21 protein-coding genes are annotated in these 22,425 nt (G+C 71.5%); 4 read left to right on the top strand and 17 right to left on the bottom strand.

Features of this window, described 5'->3' with window-relative positions; genetic code table 11:
• The first annotated feature begins 82 nt into the window (after positions 1 to 82).
• Both AC07FT_RS23255 and AC07FT_RS23250 read left to right on the top strand, forming a co-directional pair.
• Positions 83 to 1,177 carry a sensor histidine kinase gene (locus tag AC07FT_RS23255; RefSeq protein WP_479177901.1) on the top strand — a complete coding sequence of 365 codons (1,095 nt, stop codon included), beginning with the start codon at positions 83 to 85 and terminating at the stop codon, positions 1,175 to 1,177.
• On the top strand, positions 1,174 to 1,794 hold the full coding sequence (locus AC07FT_RS23250; RefSeq protein WP_479177900.1) for a response regulator: 621 nt from the start codon (positions 1,174 to 1,176) through the stop codon (positions 1,792 to 1,794). The genes AC07FT_RS23255 and AC07FT_RS23250 overlap by 4 nt, the downstream gene beginning before the upstream one ends.
• 60 nt (positions 1,795 to 1,854) lie before the next feature.
• On the opposite strand, the gene hisS is transcribed toward AC07FT_RS23250, so the two are convergent.
• Together hisS and AC07FT_RS23240 are read right to left on the bottom strand one after the other, a co-directional pair.
• Positions 1,855 to 3,117, bottom strand: a complete 1,263-nt coding sequence (gene hisS / locus AC07FT_RS23245) for a histidine--tRNA ligase (protein ID WP_471205376.1) — start codon at positions 3,115 to 3,117, stop codon at positions 1,855 to 1,857.
• 13 nt (positions 3,118 to 3,130) lie between these two features.
• The gene (locus AC07FT_RS23240) at positions 3,131 to 3,847 is read right to left on the bottom strand and encodes an MBL fold metallo-hydrolase (protein WP_479177899.1); all 717 of its coding nucleotides are present in this window, start codon (positions 3,845 to 3,847) and stop codon (positions 3,131 to 3,133) included.
• Between the two features lie 144 nt (positions 3,848 to 3,991).
• Between AC07FT_RS23240 and AC07FT_RS23235 the strand changes: the two genes are divergently transcribed.
• Together AC07FT_RS23235 and AC07FT_RS23230 are read left to right on the top strand one after the other, a co-directional pair.
• Positions 3,992 to 4,855 carry a peptidylprolyl isomerase gene (locus AC07FT_RS23235; protein WP_479177898.1) on the top strand — a complete coding sequence of 288 codons (864 nt, stop codon included), beginning with the start codon at positions 3,992 to 3,994 and terminating at the stop codon, positions 4,853 to 4,855.
• A gap of 207 nt (positions 4,856 to 5,062) precedes the next feature.
• Complete coding sequence (locus AC07FT_RS23230) at positions 5,063 to 6,292, top strand: DUF349 domain-containing protein (RefSeq protein ID WP_479177897.1); 1,230 nt, start codon at positions 5,063 to 5,065, stop codon at positions 6,290 to 6,292.
• A 118-nt stretch (positions 6,293 to 6,410) separates the two neighbouring features.
• Here AC07FT_RS23230 and AC07FT_RS23225 read toward each other — a convergent pair whose 3' ends face one another.
• From AC07FT_RS23225 to pgsA, 15 genes are all read right to left on the bottom strand, one after another.
• Complete coding sequence (locus AC07FT_RS23225; RefSeq protein WP_479177896.1) at positions 6,411 to 8,939, bottom strand: RelA/SpoT family protein; 2,529 nt, start codon at positions 8,937 to 8,939, stop codon at positions 6,411 to 6,413.
• A gap of 175 nt (positions 8,940 to 9,114) precedes the next feature.
• The gene (locus tag AC07FT_RS23220; protein ID WP_479177895.1) at positions 9,115 to 9,711 is read right to left on the bottom strand and encodes an adenine phosphoribosyltransferase; all 597 of its coding nucleotides are present in this window, start codon (positions 9,709 to 9,711) and stop codon (positions 9,115 to 9,117) included.
• Positions 9,708 to 10,841, bottom strand: coding sequence for a protein translocase subunit SecF (gene secF / locus AC07FT_RS23215; RefSeq protein ID WP_479177894.1), 1,134 nt, complete (start codon positions 10,839 to 10,841; stop codon positions 9,708 to 9,710). The genes AC07FT_RS23220 and secF overlap by 4 nt, the downstream gene beginning before the upstream one ends.
• 1 nt (position 10,842) lies before the next feature.
• Positions 10,843 to 12,609, bottom strand: a complete 1,767-nt coding sequence (gene secD, locus AC07FT_RS23210) for a protein translocase subunit SecD (protein WP_479177893.1) — start codon at positions 12,607 to 12,609, stop codon at positions 10,843 to 10,845.
• 145 nt (positions 12,610 to 12,754) lie between these two features.
• A complete protein-coding gene (yajC, locus tag AC07FT_RS23205; protein ID WP_479177892.1) occupies positions 12,755 to 13,240 on the bottom strand; it encodes a preprotein translocase subunit YajC in 486 nt (161 codons plus the stop codon).
• 204 nt (positions 13,241 to 13,444) lie between these two features.
• Positions 13,445 to 14,533, bottom strand: a complete 1,089-nt coding sequence (ruvB, locus tag AC07FT_RS23200; protein WP_479177891.1) for a Holliday junction branch migration DNA helicase RuvB — start codon at positions 14,531 to 14,533, stop codon at positions 13,445 to 13,447.
• Between the two features lie 67 nt (positions 14,534 to 14,600).
• Positions 14,601 to 15,221, bottom strand: coding sequence for a Holliday junction branch migration protein RuvA (gene ruvA, locus AC07FT_RS23195; protein ID WP_471205392.1), 621 nt, complete (start codon positions 15,219 to 15,221; stop codon positions 14,601 to 14,603).
• Entirely contained in the window at positions 15,218 to 15,751 is a 534-nt protein-coding gene (gene ruvC, locus AC07FT_RS23190; RefSeq protein WP_471205394.1) for a crossover junction endodeoxyribonuclease RuvC, read from the bottom strand. The genes ruvA and ruvC overlap by 4 nt, the downstream gene beginning before the upstream one ends.
• A 131-nt stretch (positions 15,752 to 15,882) precedes the next feature.
• Entirely contained in the window at positions 15,883 to 16,635 is a 753-nt protein-coding gene (locus AC07FT_RS23185; protein WP_431772989.1) for a YebC/PmpR family DNA-binding transcriptional regulator, read from the bottom strand.
• 57 nt (positions 16,636 to 16,692) lie between these two features.
• Positions 16,693 to 17,340: a pyridoxal 5'-phosphate synthase glutaminase subunit PdxT gene (pdxT, locus tag AC07FT_RS23180; protein ID WP_471205397.1), complete on the bottom strand. Its 648-nt coding sequence runs from the start codon at positions 17,338 to 17,340 to the stop codon at positions 16,693 to 16,695.
• 95 nt (positions 17,341 to 17,435) lie between these two features.
• Positions 17,436 to 18,356 (bottom strand): pyridoxal 5'-phosphate synthase lyase subunit PdxS, encoded by a 921-nt coding sequence (gene pdxS / locus AC07FT_RS23175; protein WP_471205399.1) that lies wholly within the window; start codon positions 18,354 to 18,356, stop codon positions 17,436 to 17,438.
• Positions 18,357 to 18,612: 256 nt separating this feature from the next.
• A complete protein-coding gene (locus AC07FT_RS23170) occupies positions 18,613 to 19,155 on the bottom strand; it encodes a hypothetical protein (protein WP_479177890.1) in 543 nt (180 codons plus the stop codon).
• 408 nt (positions 19,156 to 19,563) lie between these two features.
• A complete protein-coding gene (locus AC07FT_RS23165) occupies positions 19,564 to 20,724 on the bottom strand; it encodes a glycosyltransferase family 4 protein (RefSeq protein WP_471206641.1) in 1,161 nt (386 codons plus the stop codon).
• The gene (locus tag AC07FT_RS23160) at positions 20,721 to 21,677 is read right to left on the bottom strand and encodes a phosphatidylinositol mannoside acyltransferase (RefSeq protein ID WP_479177889.1); all 957 of its coding nucleotides are present in this window, start codon (positions 21,675 to 21,677) and stop codon (positions 20,721 to 20,723) included. The genes AC07FT_RS23165 and AC07FT_RS23160 overlap by 4 nt, the downstream gene beginning before the upstream one ends.
• Positions 21,674 to 22,342, bottom strand: coding sequence for a phosphatidylinositol phosphate synthase (gene pgsA, locus AC07FT_RS23155; protein ID WP_479177888.1), 669 nt, complete (start codon positions 22,340 to 22,342; stop codon positions 21,674 to 21,676). Before pgsA ends, AC07FT_RS23160 begins: the two co-directional genes overlap by 4 nt.
• Positions 22,343 to 22,425: the final 83 nt, after the last annotated feature.

The raw sequence follows: 22,425 nt of genomic DNA, 5'->3' as shown, positions 1-22,425 counted from the left end.
CCCCGTTAACGGGTTTGTTTTGGTGTCCCCCTTTTTTTCCTTTGTTTTTGGCCCCCCCTTGGTCCCGCACCCCTCCGCGGCTTTGTCTGCTCTTTTCCCCGCCCCCGCGCCCTGGTATGTGCTGGTCGGCCGACGGGTCCTGCTGGACGGAGAGGACGACCGGCGCCGCGGGGTGGTCTATCTCGTGGGGCTCGCCGTGTTCTTCCTGCTGCCCTCGGCGTTCGCCGGCGAGACCCGGATCGCGCTGTTCGCGCTGGCGCCGCAGTGCTTCATCCTGCTTCGGCTGCGCTGGGCACTGACCGCCGTGGCCTCCCTCAACCTCCTGCCGGTGGCAGCCTGGGCGCTCGTGCGGCGGCCGGATCCACACGAGCTGTTTCTCAACTCGGTGTTCGCCGTGGTCACCCTGGCGTTCTCGGCGGTCCTCGGAAGCTGGATCATCACGGTCATCGACCAGAGCAGAGAGCGGGCGGCGCTCATCGCCGAACTGGAGGCCAACCGTGAGGAGGTGGCCCGGCTGTCCGCCGCGCACGGCGCCCTCACCGAACGGGAGCGGCTGTCCCGGGAGATCCACGACACCCTCGCCCAGGGGTTCACCAGCCTGCTGATGCTCGTTCAGGCCGTGGAGTCGGAGTTCGAGCACGATGTGCCGCTGGCCCGCCGCCATCTGGACCTGATGGCCCGTACGGCGCGGGAGAACCTGGCCGAGGCGCGCGCCCTGGTCGCCGGAGCGGGCCCGGCCGAACTGGATGGCAGCTCGCTGCCCGACGCGGTACGGCGGCTGGCCGCGCGGCACGAGGAGCAGACGGGCGCCCCCGCCCGGGTCGAGGTAGCGGGCACGGTCCGGCCGCTGCCCGCCGCGGCGGAGGTGGTGGCGCTGCGCTCGTGCCAGGAGGCGCTGTCCAACGCCTGTCGGCACGCCGGTTCCGGTGCCGCGGTCGCACTGGAGCTGGACTACGGCGAAGAGGTGCTGCGGGTGGGGATCCGGGACACCGGGCGCGGTTTCGACCCGGCGGTCCCGCACGGCGGATACGGCCTCGCCGGACTGCGCGCCCGCGCCCGGGAGGCGGGCGGCACGGCCGAGGTGCGCGGAGTGCCGGGCGAGGGCACCACGGTGACGGTGGAACTGCCGGTGCGGGCGCCCGTACCGGCGCCGGTACGGAGGGAAGGCACACGGTGATCCGGATACTGATCGCGGACGACCATCCGGTGGTACGGGAGGGGCTGCGCGGGATGCTCAGCGCCGAACCCGGTCTGGTGGTTGTCGGCGAGGCGGCCAGCGGGCCGCGCGCGGAGGCGCTCAGCGCCTCGCTGCTGCCCGATGTGGTGCTGATGGACCTGCGGATGCCGGACGGCGACGGGGTGGACTCGATCGCCCGGATGACCGCGGCCGGACTGCCCTGCCGGGTGATCGTCCTGACCACGTACGAGACGGACGGCGACATCCTGCGCGCGGTGGAGGCCGGGGCGGCGGGCTATCTGCTCAAGGACACGCCCCGCGCCGAGCTGGCCGAGGCGATCCGTTCAGCCGCCCGCGGAGAGACGGTGCTGGCTCCGTCGGTCGCGGCCCGGCTGGTGGACCGGCTCCGGGACCGGCCCGAGCGGCCCCGGCTGTCGGAGCGCGAGACGGCCGTGCTGCGGCTGGTCGCCGAGGGCTGTACCAACGCGGAGATCGGCCGTCGGCTGTACATCGGCGAGTCCACCGTGAAGACCCATCTGCTGCGGGCCTTCAACAAGCTGGGCGTGGACGACCGTACGGCCGCGGTCACCAGCGCGATGCGGCTGGGGCTGTTCTGAGAGCCGTGCCCCGTCACACCGGCCATGGGTGACGGGGCACGATCCGCGGTGGTGCCGTGGTCAGTTCAGTTTGGTGCGCAGGGTGGGGACGACCTTGTCGAGGGGGACCGGGGTCTGCTCGCCGGACTCCATGTCCTTGAGCTGGACCACGCCCTCGGCGAAGTCGCGTTCACCGGCGACGATCGCGTAGCGGGCACCGCTGCGGTTGGCGGCCTTCATGGCGGCCTTGAGGCCCTTGCCGCCGTAGGCGAAGTCCGTGGCGATGCCCGCCGTGCGGAGCTCGGCCACCACACCGAAGAGGATCTTCCGGGCCTCCTCGCCCAGCGGCACCACGAACACGCTGGTGGCATCGGGCAGGTCCAGGGTGATGCCCTCGGCCTCCAGGGCCAGCACCGTGCGGTCCACGCCGAGGGCCCAGCCGACGGAGGGCAGCGCGGGGCCGCCGATCATCTCGGAGAGGCCGTCGTAGCGGCCGCCGCCGCCGACCGCGGACTGGGAGCCGAGGCCGTCGTGGACGAACTCGAAGGTGGTGCGGGTGTAGTAGTCCAGCCCGCGGACCAGCTTGGGGTCGTCCTCGAAGGTCACGCCCTGCGCGCTGATCAGCTCGCGCACCTCGGCGTGGTAGGCGCGGCAGCCGTCGCACAGGTAGTCGCGCAGCAGCGGTGCGCCGGTCAGCTGCTTCTGGACGGCGTCGCGCTTGTCGTCCAGCACCCGCAGCGGATTGATCTCGATACGGCGGCGGGTGTCCTCGTCGAGGTCCAGGCCGCGCAGGAACTCCTGGAGGGCGGCCCGGTAGACGGGGCGGCACTCGGCGTCGCCCAGGGAGTTCAGCAGGATCCGGAAGTCGCGCAGCCCCAGCGAGCGGTAGGCGTCGTGGGCCAGCAGGATCAACTCGGCGTCCAGGGCCGGGTCCTCGGCGCCGATCGCCTCGGCGCCCACCTGGGAGAAGTGGCGGTAGCGGCCCTTCTGCGGGCGCTCGTAGCGGTAGTACGAGCCCGAGTACCAGAGCTTGACCGGCAGCGATCCGGCCTTGTGCAGATTGGCCTCCAGCGCGGCGCGCAGTACCGAGGCGGTGCCTTCGGGGCGCAGCGCGAGCTGGTCGCCGCCCTTGGTGGTGAGGGTGTACATCTCCTTGGTCACGATGTCGGTGGACTCCCCGACGCCGCGCGCGAAGAGCTCCACGTTCTCGAAACCGGGGGTCTCGACGTAGCCGTAACCGGACCGCCGCAGCGGTGCGGAGATGGCTTCGCGCACCGCGAGATAGGTCGCGGAGACCGGCGGGATCAGGTCATACGTGCCCCGGGGGGCCTTGAAGGTGCTCACGGCAGTTCTCTCGTCACATTCCTCGTCGCGGAGCCGGCTCCTGGATGCCGCCTCCGAGGCCGGCGGCCACCTCCCGCAGATAGGGGTTGGTGGCGCGTTCGCGGCCGATGCTGGTCTGGGGGCCGTGGCCGGACAGCACCACGGTCGAGTCGTCGAGCGGCAGGACCACACGGGCCAGCGACTCGAGGATCTCGGCGTGGTCACCGCCGGGCAGGTCGGTGCGTCCGATGGAGCCGGCGAACAGCAGGTCGCCCGAGAAGAAGACGGATGGGATGTCCGCCTGTTCGGGCATCCGGAAGGTCACCGACCCCTTGGTATGCCCCGGCGCGTGCGCGACGGTCAGCTCCAGACCGGCCAGCGTCAGCTCGGCGCCGTCGGCCAGTTCCTTGACGTCGTCCGGTTCACCCACGGTCAGCTCGCCCAGCAGCGGCAGTCCGATGGAACGGCCGAGGGCCTTCTCGGGGTCGCTCATCATGAAGCGGTCCGCCGGGTGGATCCAGGCCGGTACGTCATGGGCGCCGCACACCGGGACCACCGAGGCGACGTGGTCGAGGTGGCCGTGGGTGAGGACGACGGCGACGGGCTTGAGCCGATGCTTGGCGATCGCCTCCTCGACTCCGGGGGCCGCCTGATGGCCCGGGTCGATGATCACGCACTCCTCGCCGGCGGCGGGGGCGACCAGGTAGCAGTTGGTCCCCCAGGCCCCGGCGGGGAACCCGGCAATGAGCACGATCGTCCTTAAAAGTCGTCCGGCAGAAGAATGTCGGCAGCTCCAGAGCCTACCGGCGGCGGCCCCGCCACAGCGAACCCGTATACGGTACGGCCGAGCGATCAGTGACCAGACCGACGGCACACGCCATGAGGAGACGACCCGGTGGTCAGTAACGAGCAGCGGCGGCGGCAACTCGCCCGGGAGAAGTACCTTCGGCAGCAGGCCCGGCGCCAGCAGGCCCGGGACAAGGCGCGCCGCCGCAACACGGTGATCGCCTCGACGCTTGCCGTGGTGCTGGCGGCGGGCGGTGCGGTGGCGACCGTGGGCGCGCTGTCCGGGGGCGGCGACGACAAGAAGAAGGACGACTCCGCCGCGACGCCCCCCACCGCGCCGCCGACCAAGAAGGCCGAGGACCCCTGTGCCGCGGGGGCGAAGAAGGCCAAGGGCGAGAAGCCCGAGAAGATGACCTGGAAGAAGGAGCCCGAGGTCACCATCGGCAAGGCGGCCGAGTACACCATGAAGCTGGAGACGACCTGCGGGGACATCTCCATCGACCTGAAGGCGGACAAGGCGCCGCACACGGTCAACTCCTTCGACTTCCTGGCGAAGAAGGGCTACCTGGACCACACCTCCTGCCACCGGCTGACCAACCAGGGCATCTTCGTGCTCCAGTGCGGCGATCCGCAGGGCACCGGCCGGGGCGGTCCGGGCTACACCATCCCGGACGAGAACCTGAAGGACCCCTCGCTCAAGGGGAACGTCTACCCGGCCGGCACGGTGGCGATGGCCAACCAGTACAACGCCCAGACCAAGGAGGGCCGGAACAGCGGCGGCAGCCAGTTCTTCCTCGTCTACCAGGACAGCCAGCTGCCCCCGGACTACACCCCCTTCGGGACCATCGGCGAGGACGGTATGAAGGTCCTGAAGAAGATCGGCAACGCGGGTGCCGCTCCCCCGGACCAGACCGGCAACACCGCCCCGAACGCGACCGTGAAGATCAACAAGGCGACGGTCACCTCGTCCTGACGCCCCTGACGTGCGTACTGCGAAATTTCGGTCGCGCAGGATACGGACAGCCGGGGCACGGTTCGCCTATGTTGGCGTTGTGTGGGGTGCCGTCCCGATGGCTGCCATCCCGCTGAGAGACCGGCCAGGGCGTTTCCCGGCCGGAAGAAACTGTGGACGATGCCGGCGGGCCGCGCGCCCGCCCCGGCATCATGTGGAGGAGGCGCTGTGAGCAGCGAGCCTTGGGGCCGCGTCGACGAGGCGGGGACCGTGTACGTGCGCACGGCCGACGGTGAGCAGGTCGTCGGATCGTGGCAGGCGGGTTCTCCGGAAGAGGCCCTCGCCTACTTCGAGCGCAAGTACGAGGGCCTGGTCGTCGAGATCGGCCTCCTCGAGCGCCGGGTGAGGACCACCGACCTGTCCGCCAAGGACGCGACGACCGCTCTGGACCACATCCGGCAGCAGGTCGACGAGCACCATGTGGTCGGTGATCTGGACGCGCTCAGGAAGCGGCTCGACAAGCTCGCCGAGGACGTCGATAAGCGCCGTGAGCAGCGCAAGGCGGCCAAGGCCCACCAGACCGAGGAGGCCCGCAGGTCCAAGGAGGCGCTGGTCGCCGAGGCCGAGGAGCTGGCCGCCAGCGAGCAGTGGCGGGCGGCCGGGGAGCGGCTGCGCGCCCTGGTCGACACCTGGAAGGGCCTGCCGCGTCTGGACCGCAAGACCGACGACGAGCTGTGGCACCGCTTCTCGCACGCCCGGTCGGCCTTCTCCAAGCGCCGCAAGGCGCACTTCGCGGCGCTGGACGCCCAGCGCGAGGAGGCCCGGCAGACCAAGGAGAAGCTGGTCGCCGAGGCCGAGGCGCTGTCCGGCTCCACCGACTGGGGGCCGACGGCCGCCCGGTACCGGGAGCTGATGTCGGACTGGAAGGCCGCGGGCCGTGCGCAGCGCGAGGCCGAGGACGACCTGTGGAACCGCTTCCGCGGGGCGCAGGACGTCTTCTTCCAGGCGCGCGGTGAGATCTTCGCCGAGCGCGACGCCGAGCAGCGGGAGAATCTGACCCGCAAGGAGGAGCTGGTCGTCGAGGCCGAGAAGCTGCTGCCGGTCTCGGATCTGAAGGCGGCCCGCGCGGCCTTCCGGTCGGTCAACGAGCGGTGGGAGGCCATCGGCCACGTCCCGCGGGACTCCCGGTCGCGGATCGAGGGCCGGCTGCACGCGGTCGAGCGCGCCCTCCAGGAAGCCGAAGAGGTCGAGTGGCGGCGGACCAACCCCGAGGCGCGGGCCCGCGCCGAGGGGCTGACCGGTCAGCTCCAGGACGCGGTGGACAAGCTGCGCCGGCAGATCGACGCCGCCCGCGCGTCGGGGAACAACGCGAAGGCCGACAAGCTGGCCAAGGAGCTGGAGGGCCGGCAGGCGCTGCTGGACCAGGCGCTCAAGGGCCTGGAGGAGTTCGGCGGCTGAGCGGCACCCGCCCACACGGTGACGAACGGCGGCCCCGGTGATCCGGGGCCGCCGTTCGGCGTCATGGGTGGGCGTCGGCCATCGCCGTAGTCGCTGTACGCCCGCTGTGAGCCCGCGCTCAGCGCTGCCGGGCCGAGGTGACCCGGTAGACGTCGTAGACGCCCTCGACGCCGCGTACGGCCTTGAGGACGTGTCCCAGGTGCTTGGGGTCGCCCATCTCGAAGGTGAAGCGCGAGACGGCCACCCGGTCGCGGGAGGTCTGCACGGCCGCCGACAGGATGTTGACGTGCTGGTCGGACAGTACGCGGGTGACGTCCGAGAGCAGCCGGGACCGGTCCAGCGCCTCGACCTGGATGGCGACCAGGAAGACCGAGGACTGGGTGGGCGCCCATTCGACGTCGAGGATGCGCTCGGGCTGCTGGGACAGCGAGTCCACGTTGACGCAGTCGGCGCGGTGCACCGAGACGCCGCTGCCGCGGGTGACGAAGCCGATGATGGGGTCGCCCGGCACCGGCGTACAGCAGCGGGCCAGCTTGACCCAGACGTCCTCGACGCCCTTGACCACCACACCGGGGTCGGCGTTGGAGCGGCGCTTGGAACGGCTGCTGATGGGCGGGGTGGTCTCGGCGATGTCCTCGTTGGCGGCCTCCTCGCCGCCGAGGGCCTGGACCAGCTTGTTGACCACGTTCTGCGCGGAGACATGGCCCTCGCCGATGGCCGCGTAGAGCGAGGAGATGTCGGGGTAGCGCATCTCGTGCGCCAGGGTGACCAGTGAGTCACCGGTGAGGATGCGCTGGATCGGCAGGTTCTGCTTGCGCATCGCCCGGACGATGGCGTCCTTGCCCTGCTCGATCGCCTCGTCGCGGCGCTCCTTGGAGAACCAGGCGCGGATCTTGTTGCGGGCGCGCGGGGACTTCACGAAGCCCAGCCAGTCGCGGGAGGGCGCGGCGCCCGGCGCCTTGGAGGTGAAGACCTCGACGAGGTCGCCGTTGTCGAGGGTGGACTCCAGCGGCACCAGCCGGCCGTTGACCCGGGCCCCGATGGTGCGGTGGCCGACCTCGGTGTGCACGGCGTAGGCGAAGTCCACCGGGGTGGCCCCGGCCGGCAGCGCTATGACATCGCCCTTGGGCGTGAAGACGAAGACCTCGTTGCGGGAGAGGTCGAAGCGCAGGGACTCCAGGAACTCTCCGGGGTCCTCGGTCTCCTTCTGCCAGTCCAGGAGCTGCCGCAGCCACGCCATGTCGTTGATGGCGTCGTCCTTGCCGGGCTTGCGGGGCACATCGGTGCGCACCTTGGAGGCGCCCGCGACGGCCTCCTGCTTGTACTTCCAGTGCGCGGCGATGCCGTACTCGGCGCGGCGGTGCATGTCGAAGGTGCGGATCTGGAGCTCGACCGGCTTGCCACTGGGCCCGATGACCGTCGTGTGCAGCGACTGGTACATGTTGAACTTGGGCATCGCGATGTAGTCCTTGAACCGCCCCGGCACCGGGTTCCACCGCGCGTGGATGGTCCCGAGCGCCGCGTAGCAGTCGCGGACGGTGTCGACGAGGACGCGGATGCCCACCAGGTCGTAGATCTCGGCGAAGTCCCGGCCCCGCACGATCATCTTCTGGTAGACGGAGTAGTAGTGCTTGGGCCGCCCGGTGACGGTGGCCTTGATGCGCGCGGCCCGCAGATCGCCCTGGACCTGATCGGTGACCACGGCCAGGTACTCGTCGCGCTTGGGGGCCCGCTCGGCGACCAGCCGCACGATCTCGTCGTACATCTTGGGGTAGAGGATCGCGAAGGCGAGGTCCTCCAGCTCCCACTTGATGGTGTTCATGCCCAGCCGGTGGGCGAGCGGGGCGTAGATCTCGAGGGTCTCGCGGGCCTTCTTCTCCTGCTTCTCCCGCTTGAGGTAGCGCATGGTGCGCATGTTGTGCAGCCGGTCGGCCAGCTTGATCACCAGGACCCGGGGGTCCTTGGCCATGGCGACGACCATCTTGCGCACGGTCTCGGCCTGGGCGGCCTCGCCGAACTTGACCTTGTCCAGCTTGGTGACGCCGTCGACGAGCAGGGCGACCTGGTCGCCGAAGTCACGGCGCAGGGTGTCCAGGCCGTACTCGGTGTCCTCGACGGTGTCGTGCAGCAGCCCGGCCATCAAAGTGGCCGGATCCATACCCAGCTCGGCGAGGATCGTGGTGACCGCGAGCGGGTGGGTGATGTACGGATCGCCGCTCTTGCGCTTCTGGCCGCGGTGCCAGCGCTCGGCCACCTGGTAGGCACGCTCGATCTGGCGCAGCGTCCCCGCGTCGGCCTTCGGGTCGTTGCCGCGGACGATGCGCAGCAGGGGCTCCAGCACGGGGTTGTACGGGCTGGAGCGCTGGACGCCGAGGCGGGCCAGCCGGGCCCGGACGCGGTTGGACGATCCCGAGCGGGGCGCGGGGCCGGGCGCGGGGCGGGCGGCGGTGGACGGCAGGCCGCTGCCGCGGGTCGGGGCGGGCCGGGGGCCCTTCTGCTCGGGGCCGCTTCCGGCCGGGCTGTCGCCGCTGGTCCGGGGCGTGCCGGAGGCCGCCGTCGGCTCGGCGGCGGTCGGCGCGTCCTGGTTCGCGGAAGGGGTTCCTCCCGGACGGACGTGGGGCGAGAGCGGCTGGGCCTCGTCTGGCAAGAGCACTCCTCAAGCGGTCCGGACCTCAAGAGGTCGGGGTGCCATGGTATCGATCCCGCCACTCCGCTTGCCTGTCGGTCGTGCGGACCGGGGCGGGGCCGGGCATGCCGGAGGGCGGGGACCCGGCATGATCGCAGGTCCCCGCCCTCCGGCTGCGGTGTCGGCGCGACACCGCTCAGATGGTGATCAGCGCCTCCAGCGGGGCGCTGTCCAGCGGGCCCAGCAGTCGGCCGCGGCCCTCGAGGAAGCCGAGCTCCAGCAGGACGGCGACCCCGGCCACCTGGGCTCCGGCCCGTCGGATCAGCTCCAGGGACGCCTCCGCGGTACCGCCGGTGGCCAGGACGTCGTCGATGACCAGGACCCGGTCACCCGGAGCCAGGGCGTCGGCGTGTATCTCGATCTCGGCGGTGCCGTACTCCAGCTCGTACGCCTGGCCCAGGGTCGCCCCGGGGAGCTTCCCGGCCTTGCGGACGGGGACGAAGCCGATTCCGGCGCGGACCGCGGCCGGGGCGGCGAGGATGAAGCCGCGCGCCTCCAGGCCCACGATCTTGTCGGCCCGGTGCCGCAGGGCCAGCTCCGCCAGCGCCTCGGTCAGCGCGCCGAACGCGGCGGCGTCGGCCAGCAGCGGGGTGATGTCCTTGAACATCACGCCCGGCTTCGGATAGTCCGGTACGTCCTGGATCCGGCTGAGCAGCAGTCCGCGCAGCTCCTCGGCGGGGAGCCCGCTGAAGCCGTCCGCACCGGTCGCGGTGCCCGTCGTCCCCGCGCTCATCGGCGCTTGCCCGACGGGCGGCCGCGGCCCCGGCCGCGCGAGGCGGCCTGGCGGCGCTGGCCGACGACCCCGGCGGGGGCCGCTCCGGCGTCCTGGAGGTCCGTGTCCGGGCCGCTGTCGCCCTCCTCTGCCGACCGGTCGCCGCCGGCCTCCGCCTTGGCGCTCGCGGCGCGCTTGGCACGCACCCGCTTGGCCAGCGCCTTCATCCGCGGGTCGCGCTCCTTCAGATCGGCGACGAGCGGAGTGGCGATGAAGATCGAGGAGTAGGCACCGGCGGCCAGACCGACGAACAGCGACAGCGAGATGTCGTTGAGCATGCCCGCGCCCAGCAGACCGCCGCCGATGAACAGCAGCGCGCCGACCGGCAGCAGCGCCACGACCGTGGTGTTGATGGACCGCACCAGGGTCGAATTGAGGCTGCGGTTGGCGACCTCGCTGTAGGTGAAGCGGTTCTGTTTGGTGAGGTCCTTCGTCGCTTCCTTGAGGCCGTCGAAGACCACGACGGTGTCATAGAGCGAATAACCGAGGATCGTGAGCAGACCGATCACGGTACCGGGGGTTACTTCGAAGCCGACCAGCGCGTAGATCCCGACGGTGATGGTGATGTCGTGGATCAGCGCGATCAGGGCGGCGAGTGCCATCCGCCATTCGAAGGCGATGGCCAGATAGACCACCACCAGCACCATGAAGATCGCCAGGCCCTGCCACGCCTTGCTGGCGATCTGCTCGCCCCAGCTCGGGCCGACCAGCTGGGTGTCGATCTTGTTGGCCGAGACGTCCAGCTTCTTGGACAGGGCCTCCTGGACCGGCAGCGCCTCCTTGGTGCCCAGCTCGCTGATCTGGATCCGCAGACCGCCGCGGCCGAGCTCCTGGACGACCACGGTGTGGCCGTCGGCCGCCTTCTCGGCGGTCTGGCGGACGTCGGTGGTCGAGACGCCGGCCTTGGGCGTGGTGAAGACGGCGCCGCCGGAGAACTCGATGCCCATGTTGAGACCGCGCACCGCCAGCCCGGCGATGGCCAGGATGGTGATCAGTATCGAGACGCCGTACCAGATCTTGCGCTTGCCGACGAAGTCGTAGCCGACCTCGCCTCGGTAGAGCCTGGCGCCGAGAGTGCCGAGTCGCGACATCTCACGCCTCCTTCGTGTCGGCGGGGGCGGCGGAACGGCGCCGGCGCAGGGGCGGCGTGGCACCCAGGCGCTGGGGGTCCAGACCGGACCACGGGTGACCGTTGCCGAAGAACGGGCGGCGGGCGAGGAGCGTCATCAGCGGCTTGGTGAAGAGGAACACCACCGCGACGTCGAGCAGCGTGGTCAGGCCCAGGGTGAAGGCGAAGCCCTGCACCTTGCCGACGGTGACGACGTAGAGCACCGCGGCGGCCAGGAACGACACGAAGTCGGAGACCAGGATGGTGCGCCGGGCCCGCGGCCAGCCGCGCTCGACGGCGGGGCGCAGCGAGCGGCCCTCCCGGATCTCGTCCCGGATCCGTTCGAAGTAGACGATGAACGAGTCGGCGGTGATACCGATGGCCACGATCGCGCCGCAGACGGCCGGGAGGTTCAGCGCGAAGCCGATACCGGGGCCGAGCAGCACCATGATCGTGTAGGTGAGCACCGCGGAGACCCCGAGGCTTGCCATGGCCACCAGGGCCAGACCGCGGTAGTAGATGACCAGGTAGAGCACGACCAGGGCCATACCGATGGCACCGGCGATCAGACCCGCGTGGAGCTGCTCACCGCCGAGGGCGGCGGAGACCGTGGTCTCGTCCGCGATGTCGAAGGTCAGCGGGAGGGCACCGAAGGACAGCACGTTGGCCAGGTCCTCGGCGCTCTGCTGGGTGAAGCCGCCGGAGATGGTGGCGCTGCCGCCGGTGATCGCCGTGTCGACCGAGGGGGCGGAGACGACCTCACCGTCGAGGGTGATCGCGAAGCGGTTCTGCGGGTCCTGCTTGGCCGCCAGCTCGCCGGTGACGTTGGCGAACTTCTTGGCGCCCTTGCTGTTGAAGCCGAGCTGCACGATCCAGCCCGAGGCGTTCTGGCTCTCGAAGACGGCCGAGGCGTCGTCGACGTCGGTGCCCTCGACCTGGGCCGGGCCGAGGACGTACTTGGCGTCGCCCTTCTGGCCACAGGCGAGGATCGAGTCGCTCGGCTTGGCGTTGGCCGCCTTCTCGGCGGCCGCCGCGCGGCCCTTCTTGGTGGTGCAGTCCAGCGCGGCGAAGTCCTTGGCCAGCTGCTTCTGGCTGTCGGGGTCCGAGGGCTGCTTGGTCTGGCCGCCCTTGGGGGTCTTCGAGGGGCTGGGCGTCGGCGCCTTGTCGGCCTTCAGCGCGTTCGGCACGGCGCGGCCCTGGGGACTGGCGCTCGTCGACGGGTTGGCCGAGGGCTTGTCCTTGTCGGCGCCCTTGTCACCCTTGTCGGCACCCTTGTCGCCCTTGTCGCCGGGCTTGCCGGTGGCGGTGGGGTTCGGGGTGGGCTCGGGGGTCTTCCCGGCAGCGGGAGTGGTGGTGGTCACCGGCCGGAAGTAGAGCTGGGCGGTGGTGCCGACCTGCTGGCGGGCCTGCTTCGCGTTCGTCCCCTTGGGGATGTTCACGATGATGTGCTTGTCGCCCTGCGTCTGGACCTCGGCCTCGGACACACCCAGACCGTTGACACGCCGCTCGATGATGCCGACGGCCGTGTTCATATTGGCCGTGTTGATCGCGTTGGGCCTGCCCGGCTGGTTCTTGGCCTCCAGCGTGAAGCTGGTACCGCCCGCGAGGTCGATGCCCAGGCGCGGCGTGGTGTGACCGGAGAGGAACATCCCCCCGGTGAGCGCCACGATGGCGATCAGGATCACGGCCAGGGCGCGTCCGGGCCTGCCCTGTGACCCGGGTGACCTGCGGCCCTTCTTCGGTGCTGCCACCTTGTCGTATCTCCCTGTCCAACCGCCCCGCACCCGGGGTGCGGCAGGCGGCCACGAAGTCTTGTGGGGGACGGCCCCTGCGGAGCCCTAACCGTCCGGGAACCGCGGCGCGCCGAGCGGTGGGCGCCGCGGTTCCCGGTACGTGTTACTTCGCGTCGGTGCTGCCGTCCCGCTTGTCACCGTCGGACGAGTCCGCCGTGCCGGCGTCGTCCTTGCCGAGGTCGATCTTCTTGGCATCGGCCGGCTCGGCGTCGGCAGGCTCGCCATCGGCGGCGTCGGCGTGCGCGGTCCCGGTCAGCGAGGAGGCGTCGTCGGGGACGACAGGGCCGTGGTCGTCGGCCTCGGGGTCGATGCCGTGGACGATGCGGTTGTACTCCTCGTCCGGGAGGACGGCGCCCACGGCGTTCTTCGCGTAGATCGCGTGCACGCCGGGGGCGACCTCGAGGAGGACCGTGTCGTCGTTGACCTCCTTGACCGTGCCATACATGCCCCCGATGGTCCGCACACCGGTGCCCGGGTGCATCTCATCGCGCATCTGCGCGGCCTGGCGCTGCTTGTTCTTGGCCGATCGGGTCATCAGGAACATGGCCCCGATGAGCACGATGAACGGCAGGAGAGTCACGATATTCACGGGACGGAAATTCCTTCACACGACCGCGGGGAAGCGGCCTGGTCTTCGGGGATGGATACGCCGCACGGTTCCCGGACGGCATACGGACGGCATCGGCGGAGTCTAAGCGAGGCCACGCCAATGGAACAACGCCCGGCGCGGCGTCGGGGTTCCTGCCGCCGCCATTATTCGCTCTTCATCCCATGATGCCGAAGCACCGCGCCCTCATGCCTCGAACAGACCCTTCTGACCCCCCGCACCGGACGGCTGGGGCGGGGTGAGTCCCAGATGGGCCCAGGCCGCGGGGGTGCCGACACGCCCCCGGGGGGTACGGGCCAGCAGCCCCTCCCGTACCAGGAAGGGCTCGGCGACCTCCTCGACCGTCTCGCGCTCCTCGCCCACGGCCACCGCCAGGGTGGACAGCCCCACCGGGCCGCCGCCGAACAGCTTGAGCAGGGCGCTGAGCACCGCGCGGTCCAGCCGGTCCAGCCCCCGGCCGTCCACGTCGTAGACGGCCAGGGCACTGGCGGCGATCTCGCGGGTGATCACACCGTCGGCCTTGACCTGGGCGTAGTCGCGCACCCGGCGCAGCAGCCGGTTGGCGATCCGGGGGGTGCCGCGGGAGCGTCCGGCGATCTCGGCGGCACCCTCGGGTCCGATGGTGACGTCGAGCAGCCCGGCGGAGCGGTGGATGACGCGCTCCAGCTCGGCCGGGGCGTAGAACTCCATATGGCCGGTGAACCCGAAGCGGTCGCGCAGCGGGGGCGGCAGCAGTCCGGCCCTGGTGGTGGCCCCCACCAGGGTGAACGGCGGCAGCTCCAGCGGGATGGCGGTGGCGCCCGGCCCCTTGCCGACGATCACGTCGACCCGGAAGTCCTCCATCGCCATGTAGAGCATCTCCTCGGCGGGCCGGGACATGCGGTGGATCTCGTCGAGGAACAGCACCTCCCCCTCGGTGAGGGAGGAGAGGATCGCGGCGAGATCACCCGCGTGCTGGATCGCGGGGCCCGAGGTGATCCGGATCGGGGCGTTCATCTCGGCCGCGATGATCATCGAAAGAGTGGTCTTGCCGAGGCCGGGGGCGCCGGAGAGCAGCACGTGGTCGGCGGTGCCGCCGCGCTGCCGGGCAGCCTTGAGCACCAGGTCGAGCTGTTCGCGCACCCGCTCCTGACCGACGAACTCACCCAGGTCCTTGGGGCGCAGCGCGGCCTCCACCGCCTGGTCCTCGCCGTCGGCGTCGGCGCCCACCAGTCTGCCGCCCGCGCCGGGCGACAGGTCCTCGGCGGTGGCCGGTGCGGTCTCGTCCCAGTTCACTGCGTATCGCCTCGCGATGTCGTCTCGAGCGGTGCCGCCGGTCGCGCCCCGGCGCGACGACGGCCGGTCACCGGGTGCGGTTCAGGGTCTGGAGGGCGGCCCGCAGCAGCTGGGCCACCTGGGGCGCACCGCCGTCGGCGAGGGCCGCCTCGGCCCGGGGGGTGACGGCGGCGACCGCCTCGTCGGCCTCCCGGGGGGCGTAGCCGAGGCCCACCAGGGCGGTGTGCAGCTGATCGCTCCAGCCCGCCGCGGGCGCGGGGCGGGCGGCGGGCACGGCGGAGCCGATCGGCTCGCCGAGCCGGTCCTTCAGCTCGAGCAGCAGCTTCTGGGCACCCTTCTTGCCGATGCCGGGGACGGCGGTGAGCGCCTTCTCGTCCCCGGTGGAGACGGCGATCCGCAGTGCGTCCGGGGTGTGGACGGCCAGCATGGCCTGGGCGAGCCGGGGGCCGACCCCGCTGGCGGTCTGGAGCAGCTCGAAGACCTGGCGCTCGTCGTCGTCGGCGAAGCCGTAGAGGGTGAGCGAGTCCTCGCGGACGACCAGGGAGGCGGCGAGCCGGGTCTGCTCTCCGAGGCGCAGCCCGGAGAGGGTGCCGGGGGTGCAGTGGAGCGCCAGACCGACACCGCCGACCTCGACGACGGCGGTGTCCGGGGCGAGGGCCGCGACCGGACCGGAGACGAACGCGATCATGGGGTACGGCCTTTCGTGGTGCGGTGGGCGGCGACGGCCCGCTGGAGGCGGTTGGTCGCGGGTGCCCGCCAGATATGACAGATGGCGAGCGCCAGGGCGTCGGCGGCGTCGGCCGGTTTGGGGGGTGCGTCAAGCCGCAGCAGCCGGGTGACCATGGCGCCGACCTGGGCCTTGTCCGCCCGTCCGGATCCGGTGACGGCCGCCTTGACCTCGCTGGGGGTGTGCAGCGCGACCGGCAGCCCGCGGCGGGCCGCGCACAGCATCGCGACGGCGCTGGCCTGGGCGGTGCCCATGACGGTGCGCACGTTGTGCTGGCTGAACACCCGCTCCACGGCGACGAATTCGGGCCGGTGGGCGTCGAGCCACTCCTCGATACCGCGCTCGATGAGCACGAGGCGGTCGGCGACCTCGGCGTCCGCCGGGGTGCGCACGACGCCGACGCCCAGCATCCGCAACGGGCGGCCCGCGACCCCCTCGACCACGCCGATGCCGCACCGGGTCAGCCCCGGGTCCACACCCAGCACCCGCACGACGCTCCTCCCCTCACCGCCGCCGATCCGATCAACTGCTGACGCAGGCTAGCGGCTGCCACCGACAACGCCGACGGGCCGGTGGGGTGTGTCCCCGCCGACCCGCCCGTTTCGCGTCTGCTGATGGGGCCTCAGGCGTCCACCTTGGCCATGACCTCGTCGGAGACGTCGAAGTTGGCGAACACGTTCTGCACGTCGTCGCTGTCCTCGAGCGCGTCGATCAGCTTGAAGATCTTGCGCGCGCCGTCCTCTTCGAGCTCCACCTGCATGGTGGGCACGAAGTTGGCCTCGGCGGAGTCGTAGTCGATGTCCTGCTCCTGGAGCGCGGAGCGGACCGCGACCAGGTCGGTGGCCTCGCTGATCACCTCGAAGGACTCACCGAGGTCGTTGACCTCCTCGGCGCCCGCGTCCAGCACCGCGCCGAGCACATCGTCCTCGCTCAGCTCACCCTTGGGGACGATCACCACGCCCTTGCGGTTGAACAGGTAGGAGACCGAACCCGGGTCGGCCATCGAACCGCCGTTGCGGGTCATGGCGACGCGCACGTCGGAGGCGGCGCGGTTGCGGTTGTCGGTGAGGCACTCGATGAGCACCGCGACACCGTTCGGACCGTAGCCCTCGTACATGATCGTCTCGTAGTCGGCGCCACCCGCTTCGAGACCGGCACCGCGCTTGACCGCGCTGTCGATGTTCTTGTTCGGCACCGAACTCTTCTTGGCCTTCTGAATGGCGTCGAAGAGCGTCGGGTTGCCGTCCGGGTCGGCGCCGCCGGTCCGGGCCGCGACCTCGATGTTCTTGATCAGCTTCGCGAAGAGCTTGCCGCGCTTGGCATCGATCACGGCCTTCTTGTGCTTCGTCGTAGCCCATTTAGAGTGGCCGGACATCCGCCTGTCTCCTTCGCGTAACCCAGTGCTGTACGAACGCCTGCGATCCTACCGGGCTCAGCCTCGCAGGGACTGCCGCACCATCTCGACGAAGAGCGCGTGCACCCGGTGGTCTCCGGTCAGCTCCGGGTGGAACGACGTGGCGAGGACATGATCCTGACGGACCGCGACGGTGTGCCCGTCGAAGGTCGCCAGCACCTCGGCGGCGGCGCCCACCGACTCCACCCACGGCGCGCGGATGAAGACGCCCTCCACCGGACCGCCGTCGATGCCCTTGACGTCGATCCCGGCCTCGAAGGACTCGTTCTGACGGCCGAAGGCGTTCCGACGGACGATCATGTCGATCCCGCCGACGGTCTCCTGGTCGTCACGGCCGTCGAGGATCTTGTCCGCGACCATGATCATGCCCGCGCAGGTGCCGTACACCGGCATACCCGCGCGCACCCGCTCCCGCAGCGGCTCCAGCAGCCCGAAGATGACCGTCAGCTTGGACATGGTGGTCGACTCGCCACCGGGGATGACCAGTCCGGCGACCTCGGCGAGTTCCTCGGGTCGGCGGACGGGCCTGGCCGGGGCCCCGGCCGCGGCGAGCGCGGCGAGGTGTTCGCGCACATCGCCCTGGAGGGCGAGGACGCCGATCACGGGGGCGTCGTCCGCCGGGGCGGGCGCCGCCGACGGCGCGGACGCGGAAGTCGGGGAAGACACGGGGCGAAGACCTCTCGGGACGTCAGGGGCACCACGCGTCCGCCGGGACGCGTGGTGCCGGGTGGTGCCGGTCCACTGGCCGGGGACCGGCCGGGTCACCAGCCGCGCTGGGCGTAGCGCTCGCTCTCGGGGAGGGTGTCGCAGTTGATGCCGACCATGGCCTCACCGAGGTCGCGGGACACATCCGCGATGACCTTCGGGTCGTCGTAGAAGGTGGTGGCCTTCACGATGGCGGCGGCGCGCTTGGCCGGGTCGCCGGACTTGAAGATGCCGGAACCGACGAACACGCCCTCGGCGCCGAGCTGGCGCATCAGCGCGGCGTCGGCCGGGGTGGCCACACCGCCGGCGGAGAACAGCACGACCGGCAGCTTGCCGACCGCGGCGACCTCCTGGACCAGCTCGTACGGGGCGCGCAGCTCCTTGGCGGCCGCGTAGAGCTCGTGGTTGTCCAGCCCGCGCAGCCGGGCGATCTCACCCTTGATCTGGCGCAGGTGGCGGACGGCCTCGACCACGTTGCCGGTACCGGCCTCACCCTTGGAACGGATCATGGCCGCACCCTCGGCGATCCGGCGCAGGGCCTCGCCCAGGTTGGTGGCGCCGCAGACGAACGGCGTGGTGAAGGACCACTTGTCGCTGTGGTTGACCTCGTCGGCCGGGGTGAGGACCTCGGACTCGTCGATGTAGTCGACGCCGAGCGACTGGAGCACCTGGGCCTCGACGAAGTGGCCGATCCGGGACTTGGCCATGACCGGGATGGAGACGGCGCTGATGATCCCGTCGATCATGTCCGGGTCGGACATCCGGGCCACTCCGCCGTCCTTGCGGATGTCGGCCGGGACCCGCTCGAGGGCCATGACCGCGACGGCACCGGCGTCCTCGGCGATCTTGGCTTCCTCCGGGGTGACGACGTCCATGATCACGCCACCCTTGAGCTGCTCGGCCATACCGCGCTTGACGCGGGCGGTGCCGGTCGCGGGAGCCTCGGAGTTGGACGTGCTGGCGGGCGTGCTGGACACGGTTTGACCTCACTCGATGATGAAAAGCGCGATGAGCCCATCGTAGGGCCGTTCGATACCCGTTCATGACCCGGCCATTCGGTCCAGGTCGATGGCGCCTGTGCTACAGGGATGACAAAAGCGGCTGGGCACGGCGCCCGGCAAGGGCCAATTGGGGGCCGGTGGCTCGAAGGCGGCGACGTCCCAGGTCAGCGGCGTCCCACGGCCCGGGTGGAGTGCGTCCCGCGGCAGCGGCGGCCCGGTGCGGGCGGCTTCCTCAGTGTCCGGCGCGGGCGGCCAGCGCGGCGGGCGGCTCGTCGTCCATCTCGAAGGCCAGCGGGAACGGGGCGTGACCGGCCAGCCGGAACCAGCGCACCTTGCGGTGGCGGCGCAGCGCCCGGGCCGCGCGCACCGCGTCGTTGTGGAAGCGGCGCGCCATCGGCACCCGCCGGACCGCCTCGGTGAGCTCGCCCAGCGCCGCCTCACCGCCCGGCGCCTCCCGCACCGCCCCGACCTGCGCGCTCTCCTCGAAGACCGCCCGCAGCGCCTGGCTCAGCTCGCTCTCGGCGACCTCCCGGTGCTCCTCCTCGGACTGCCGGGCGGCGTGCGCGGCCTGGTAGAGCACCATCGACGCGGCAGGGTCGAGCACCCCGGCGGTGGCCAGCTCCTGGGCCACCGAGGCACGCCGCAGCAACTGCGCGTCCAGGGCGGCGCGGGCGGCGTCCAGCCTGCTGTGCAGCCGGTCGAGACGTCCGGCGGTCCAGCTCAGGTAGACGGCGACGACGATCAGCGCGACCGCGATCCAGATCAAGGTGCTCACGGCGCGCCACGCTACCGGCTGTCACCCCCGACGGGCGCGCCCCGGACGGATACCGCTACCGGTGGTCCGCGGCGGCCATGCCCCGCGCCTCCCGGCGCACAGGAGCGCGACCAGGCGCCGCACTCGGCGACGCGCGCCGCGTGGCCTCGGCCCCGGACGCGGAGCGGGCCCCGGCAGCCGGTGCCGGACCGGCGAAGCGGTGCGCGGCGACCGCGCCGCCGACCGGTCCCTCGGCCCGGCCCGAGTCCGGCAGCAGCAGGCCGGTCCGCGCGGGCTCCGGCCGCGGACGGGGAGGGCCCCCGACCGTACCGGGCCCGCGGAGCGGGCTGGGCCCCGTCCTGACGGCCTTCGTGGATCAGCCCGCGGCGTCCGGTGCGGGCTGATCCACGAAGATCCAAACGACACGACCTAGTCGCGGGCGAGGCCCAGGCGGGCACGCAGTCCCGCCCGGTCGTCGGCGCCCACGGACGCCGCACCGTCGGTCACCGTCTCGTAGACCGCGAGGACGTCCGCGCCGACCGTGGACCAGTCGAAGCGGCGCACATGGCGGCTTCCCCGCTCGCGCAGCTCGGCCACCCGTTCCGGGTTCTCCAGCAGCCGTACGGCGGCTTCGGCCAGCGCGTCGGCGTCCTCGTTCGCGAACAGCTCTCCGGCCGCTCCCCCGTCCAGGACCTGAGCGAACGCGTCGAGGTCGCTGGCCAGCACCGCGGCTCCGGCGGACATCGCCTCGACCAGGATGATCCCGAAGCTCTCCCCTCCGGTGTTGGGCGCGATGTAGACGTCGACGCTGCGCAGCAGCCGCGCCTTGTCCTCGTCGCTGACCATGCCGAGGAACTCCACGCGTTCCCGCATCGGCGCGGGAAGCCCCGCGACGGCCTCCTTCTCGTCACCGCGCCCGGCGACCAGCAGCCGGGCCCCCGGCCGCGCCTCGAAGATCTTCGGCAGGGCCCGCATCAGCACCGGAAGGCCCTTGCGGGGCTCGTCGATCCGGCCGATGAACCCGATCGTGTCGCCGCGCCACTCCTCCTTGGGCTCGGCGTCGGCGAAGAAGCCCACGTCGACACCGTTGGGGATCACCACCGCGTCGCCGCCGAGGTGCTCGACCAGCGTCCGCCGGGCGTACTCGCTCACCGCGATCCGCGCGCTGATCTTCTCCAGGGCGGGCTGGAGGATCGGATAGGCCGCGATCATGGCGCGGGAGCGGGGGTTGGAGGTGTGGAAGGTGGCGACGATCGGCCCCTGCGCCGCCCAGCAGGCGAGCAGACCGAGCGAGGGCGAGGTCGGCTCGTGGATGTGGATGACGTCGAAGGCGCCTTCGTGCAGCCAGCGGCGGACCCGCGCGGCGGACAGGAAGCCGAAGTTGAGCCGGGCGACCGAGCCGTTGTAAGGCACCGGCACGGCGCGTCCCGCGGAGACGACGTAGGGCGGCAGCGGTGTCCCGTCGTCCGCGGGGGCCAGCACCGAGACCTCGTGGCCCCGCCGGATCAGGTGCTCGGCCAGGTCGCGGATGTGGAACTGCACGCCTCCGGGGACGTCCCAGGAGTACGGGCAGACGACGCCGATCCTCACGGTTTCTCCGTTCCGGAGCCGTCGGCGGCCCCCGTCCCCGGGTGGGCGGCGGCACCGGCCGCCGGACGCGGCTCCAGGTCCGCGAGCCACAGCCGCTGGAGCATATGCCAGTCCTCGGGGTGTTCGGCGATACCCGCCGCGAAGGCGTCGGCCACCTCCTGGACCATCACCGCCGCCCGCTCGGCGCGGGTGCCGGACGCGGGCACCTCGACCGGCGGGTAGACCCTCCCCCGCATGACGGGGGTGTCGTCGTACCACAGGGTGACCGGCAGCAGCAGGGCGCCGGTCTGGGCCGCCAGCCGGGCGGGTCCGGCGGGCATCTTGGTGCGCTCGCCGAAGAAGTCGACCTCCACACCCGAGGCCGACAGGTCGCGGTCGGCGACCAGGCAGACCAGACCGCCCGCGCGCAGCCGCCGGGCCAGGGTTCCGAAGGCGCTGCCGCCCTGGTGGGGCAGGACCTCCATGCCCAGTCCCTCGCGGTAGGCCACGAAGCGGTCGTAGAGCGTCTCCGGCTTCAGCCGTTCGGCGACGGTGGTGAAGGGCACCCCGAGCTCGGTGGTGACCCAGGCCCCGGCGAGGTCGTAGTTGGCCATATGGGGCAGGGCGAGGACCACGCCCCGGCCGCCGGCCAGCCCGTCCCTCAGATGGTGCGCATCCTCGATGTGGACGCCGGAGCGGATCCGCTCCGGGCTCCAGGTGGGGAGCCGGAAGGACTCCATCCAGTAGCGCATGTAGGAGCGCATCCCGGCGCGCGACAGCTCCGCGAGCCGGTGTGCGGAGGCATCGGGGACGACCCGGGCGAGATTGGCCTCCAGTCGCAGCACGCCCTTGCCGCGCCGCTTCCAGACCTGATCGGCTATGCGCTGTCCGAGCCCGGTGGCGACCGGTTCAGGCAGCTTCTTGACCGTGCTCCAGCCCAGTCCGTAGAGCGCGTCGGTCAGCCGGTCCTTCACCGGGTCTCGCCCCCCTGGGTCACCGCCCGATCCGCGGCATCCGCCTCCTCGGCCTCGCGGCGCACGGTCACCACCCGCTGCACCAGGGTCACCGCGCTGCCCACCGCGACGATCCACAGCGCGATCGGCAGCAGGATGTCAATATGCGGCACCCCGAACTTATGGAGTCCGGAGAAGCCGCAGGCCACCAGCGAGATCACCAGCCGCTCGGCACGCTCCACCAGCCCGTTGACCTTCACGGGCAGACCGATGCTCTCGCCGCGCGCCTTGGTGTACGAGACCACCTGGCCGCTGGCGAGACAGAAGATCGTCACCGCACACAGCACATTGTCGTCGCCCTTGCCCGCGTACCACAACGCCAGCCCGCCGAAGATCGCACCGTCGGCGACCCGGTCCAGGGTGGAGTCCAGGAACGCGCCCCAGCGGCTGGAGCGGCCCAGCTGCCGGGCCATGTTGCCGTCGACCAGGTCGGAGAAGACGAAGAGGGTGATGACCACCGTCCCCCAGAAGAACTCCCCCCGGGGGTAGAAGACCAGTGCGCCCGTGATCACACCACCCGTGCCGACGAGGGTCACCGCGTCGGGGCTGACCCCGAGGCGGATGAGCAGGGCGGCGAACGGTGTGAGAACACGCGTGAAGAATGCACGCGCGTACTTGTTCAGCATGGCCTTCCCGGTGGGTCGTGACGGGCCGGATGGTCAAGGGGCCACCGGCTGGCCCATCGTAGCCACGCCCCGCGGGGCCGCCG

The organism is Streptomyces sp. NPDC045899, assembly GCF_056431485.1.
The sequence above is the reverse complement of the archived record's forward strand: the minus strand, read 5'-3'. Positions and strand labels throughout refer to the sequence as shown.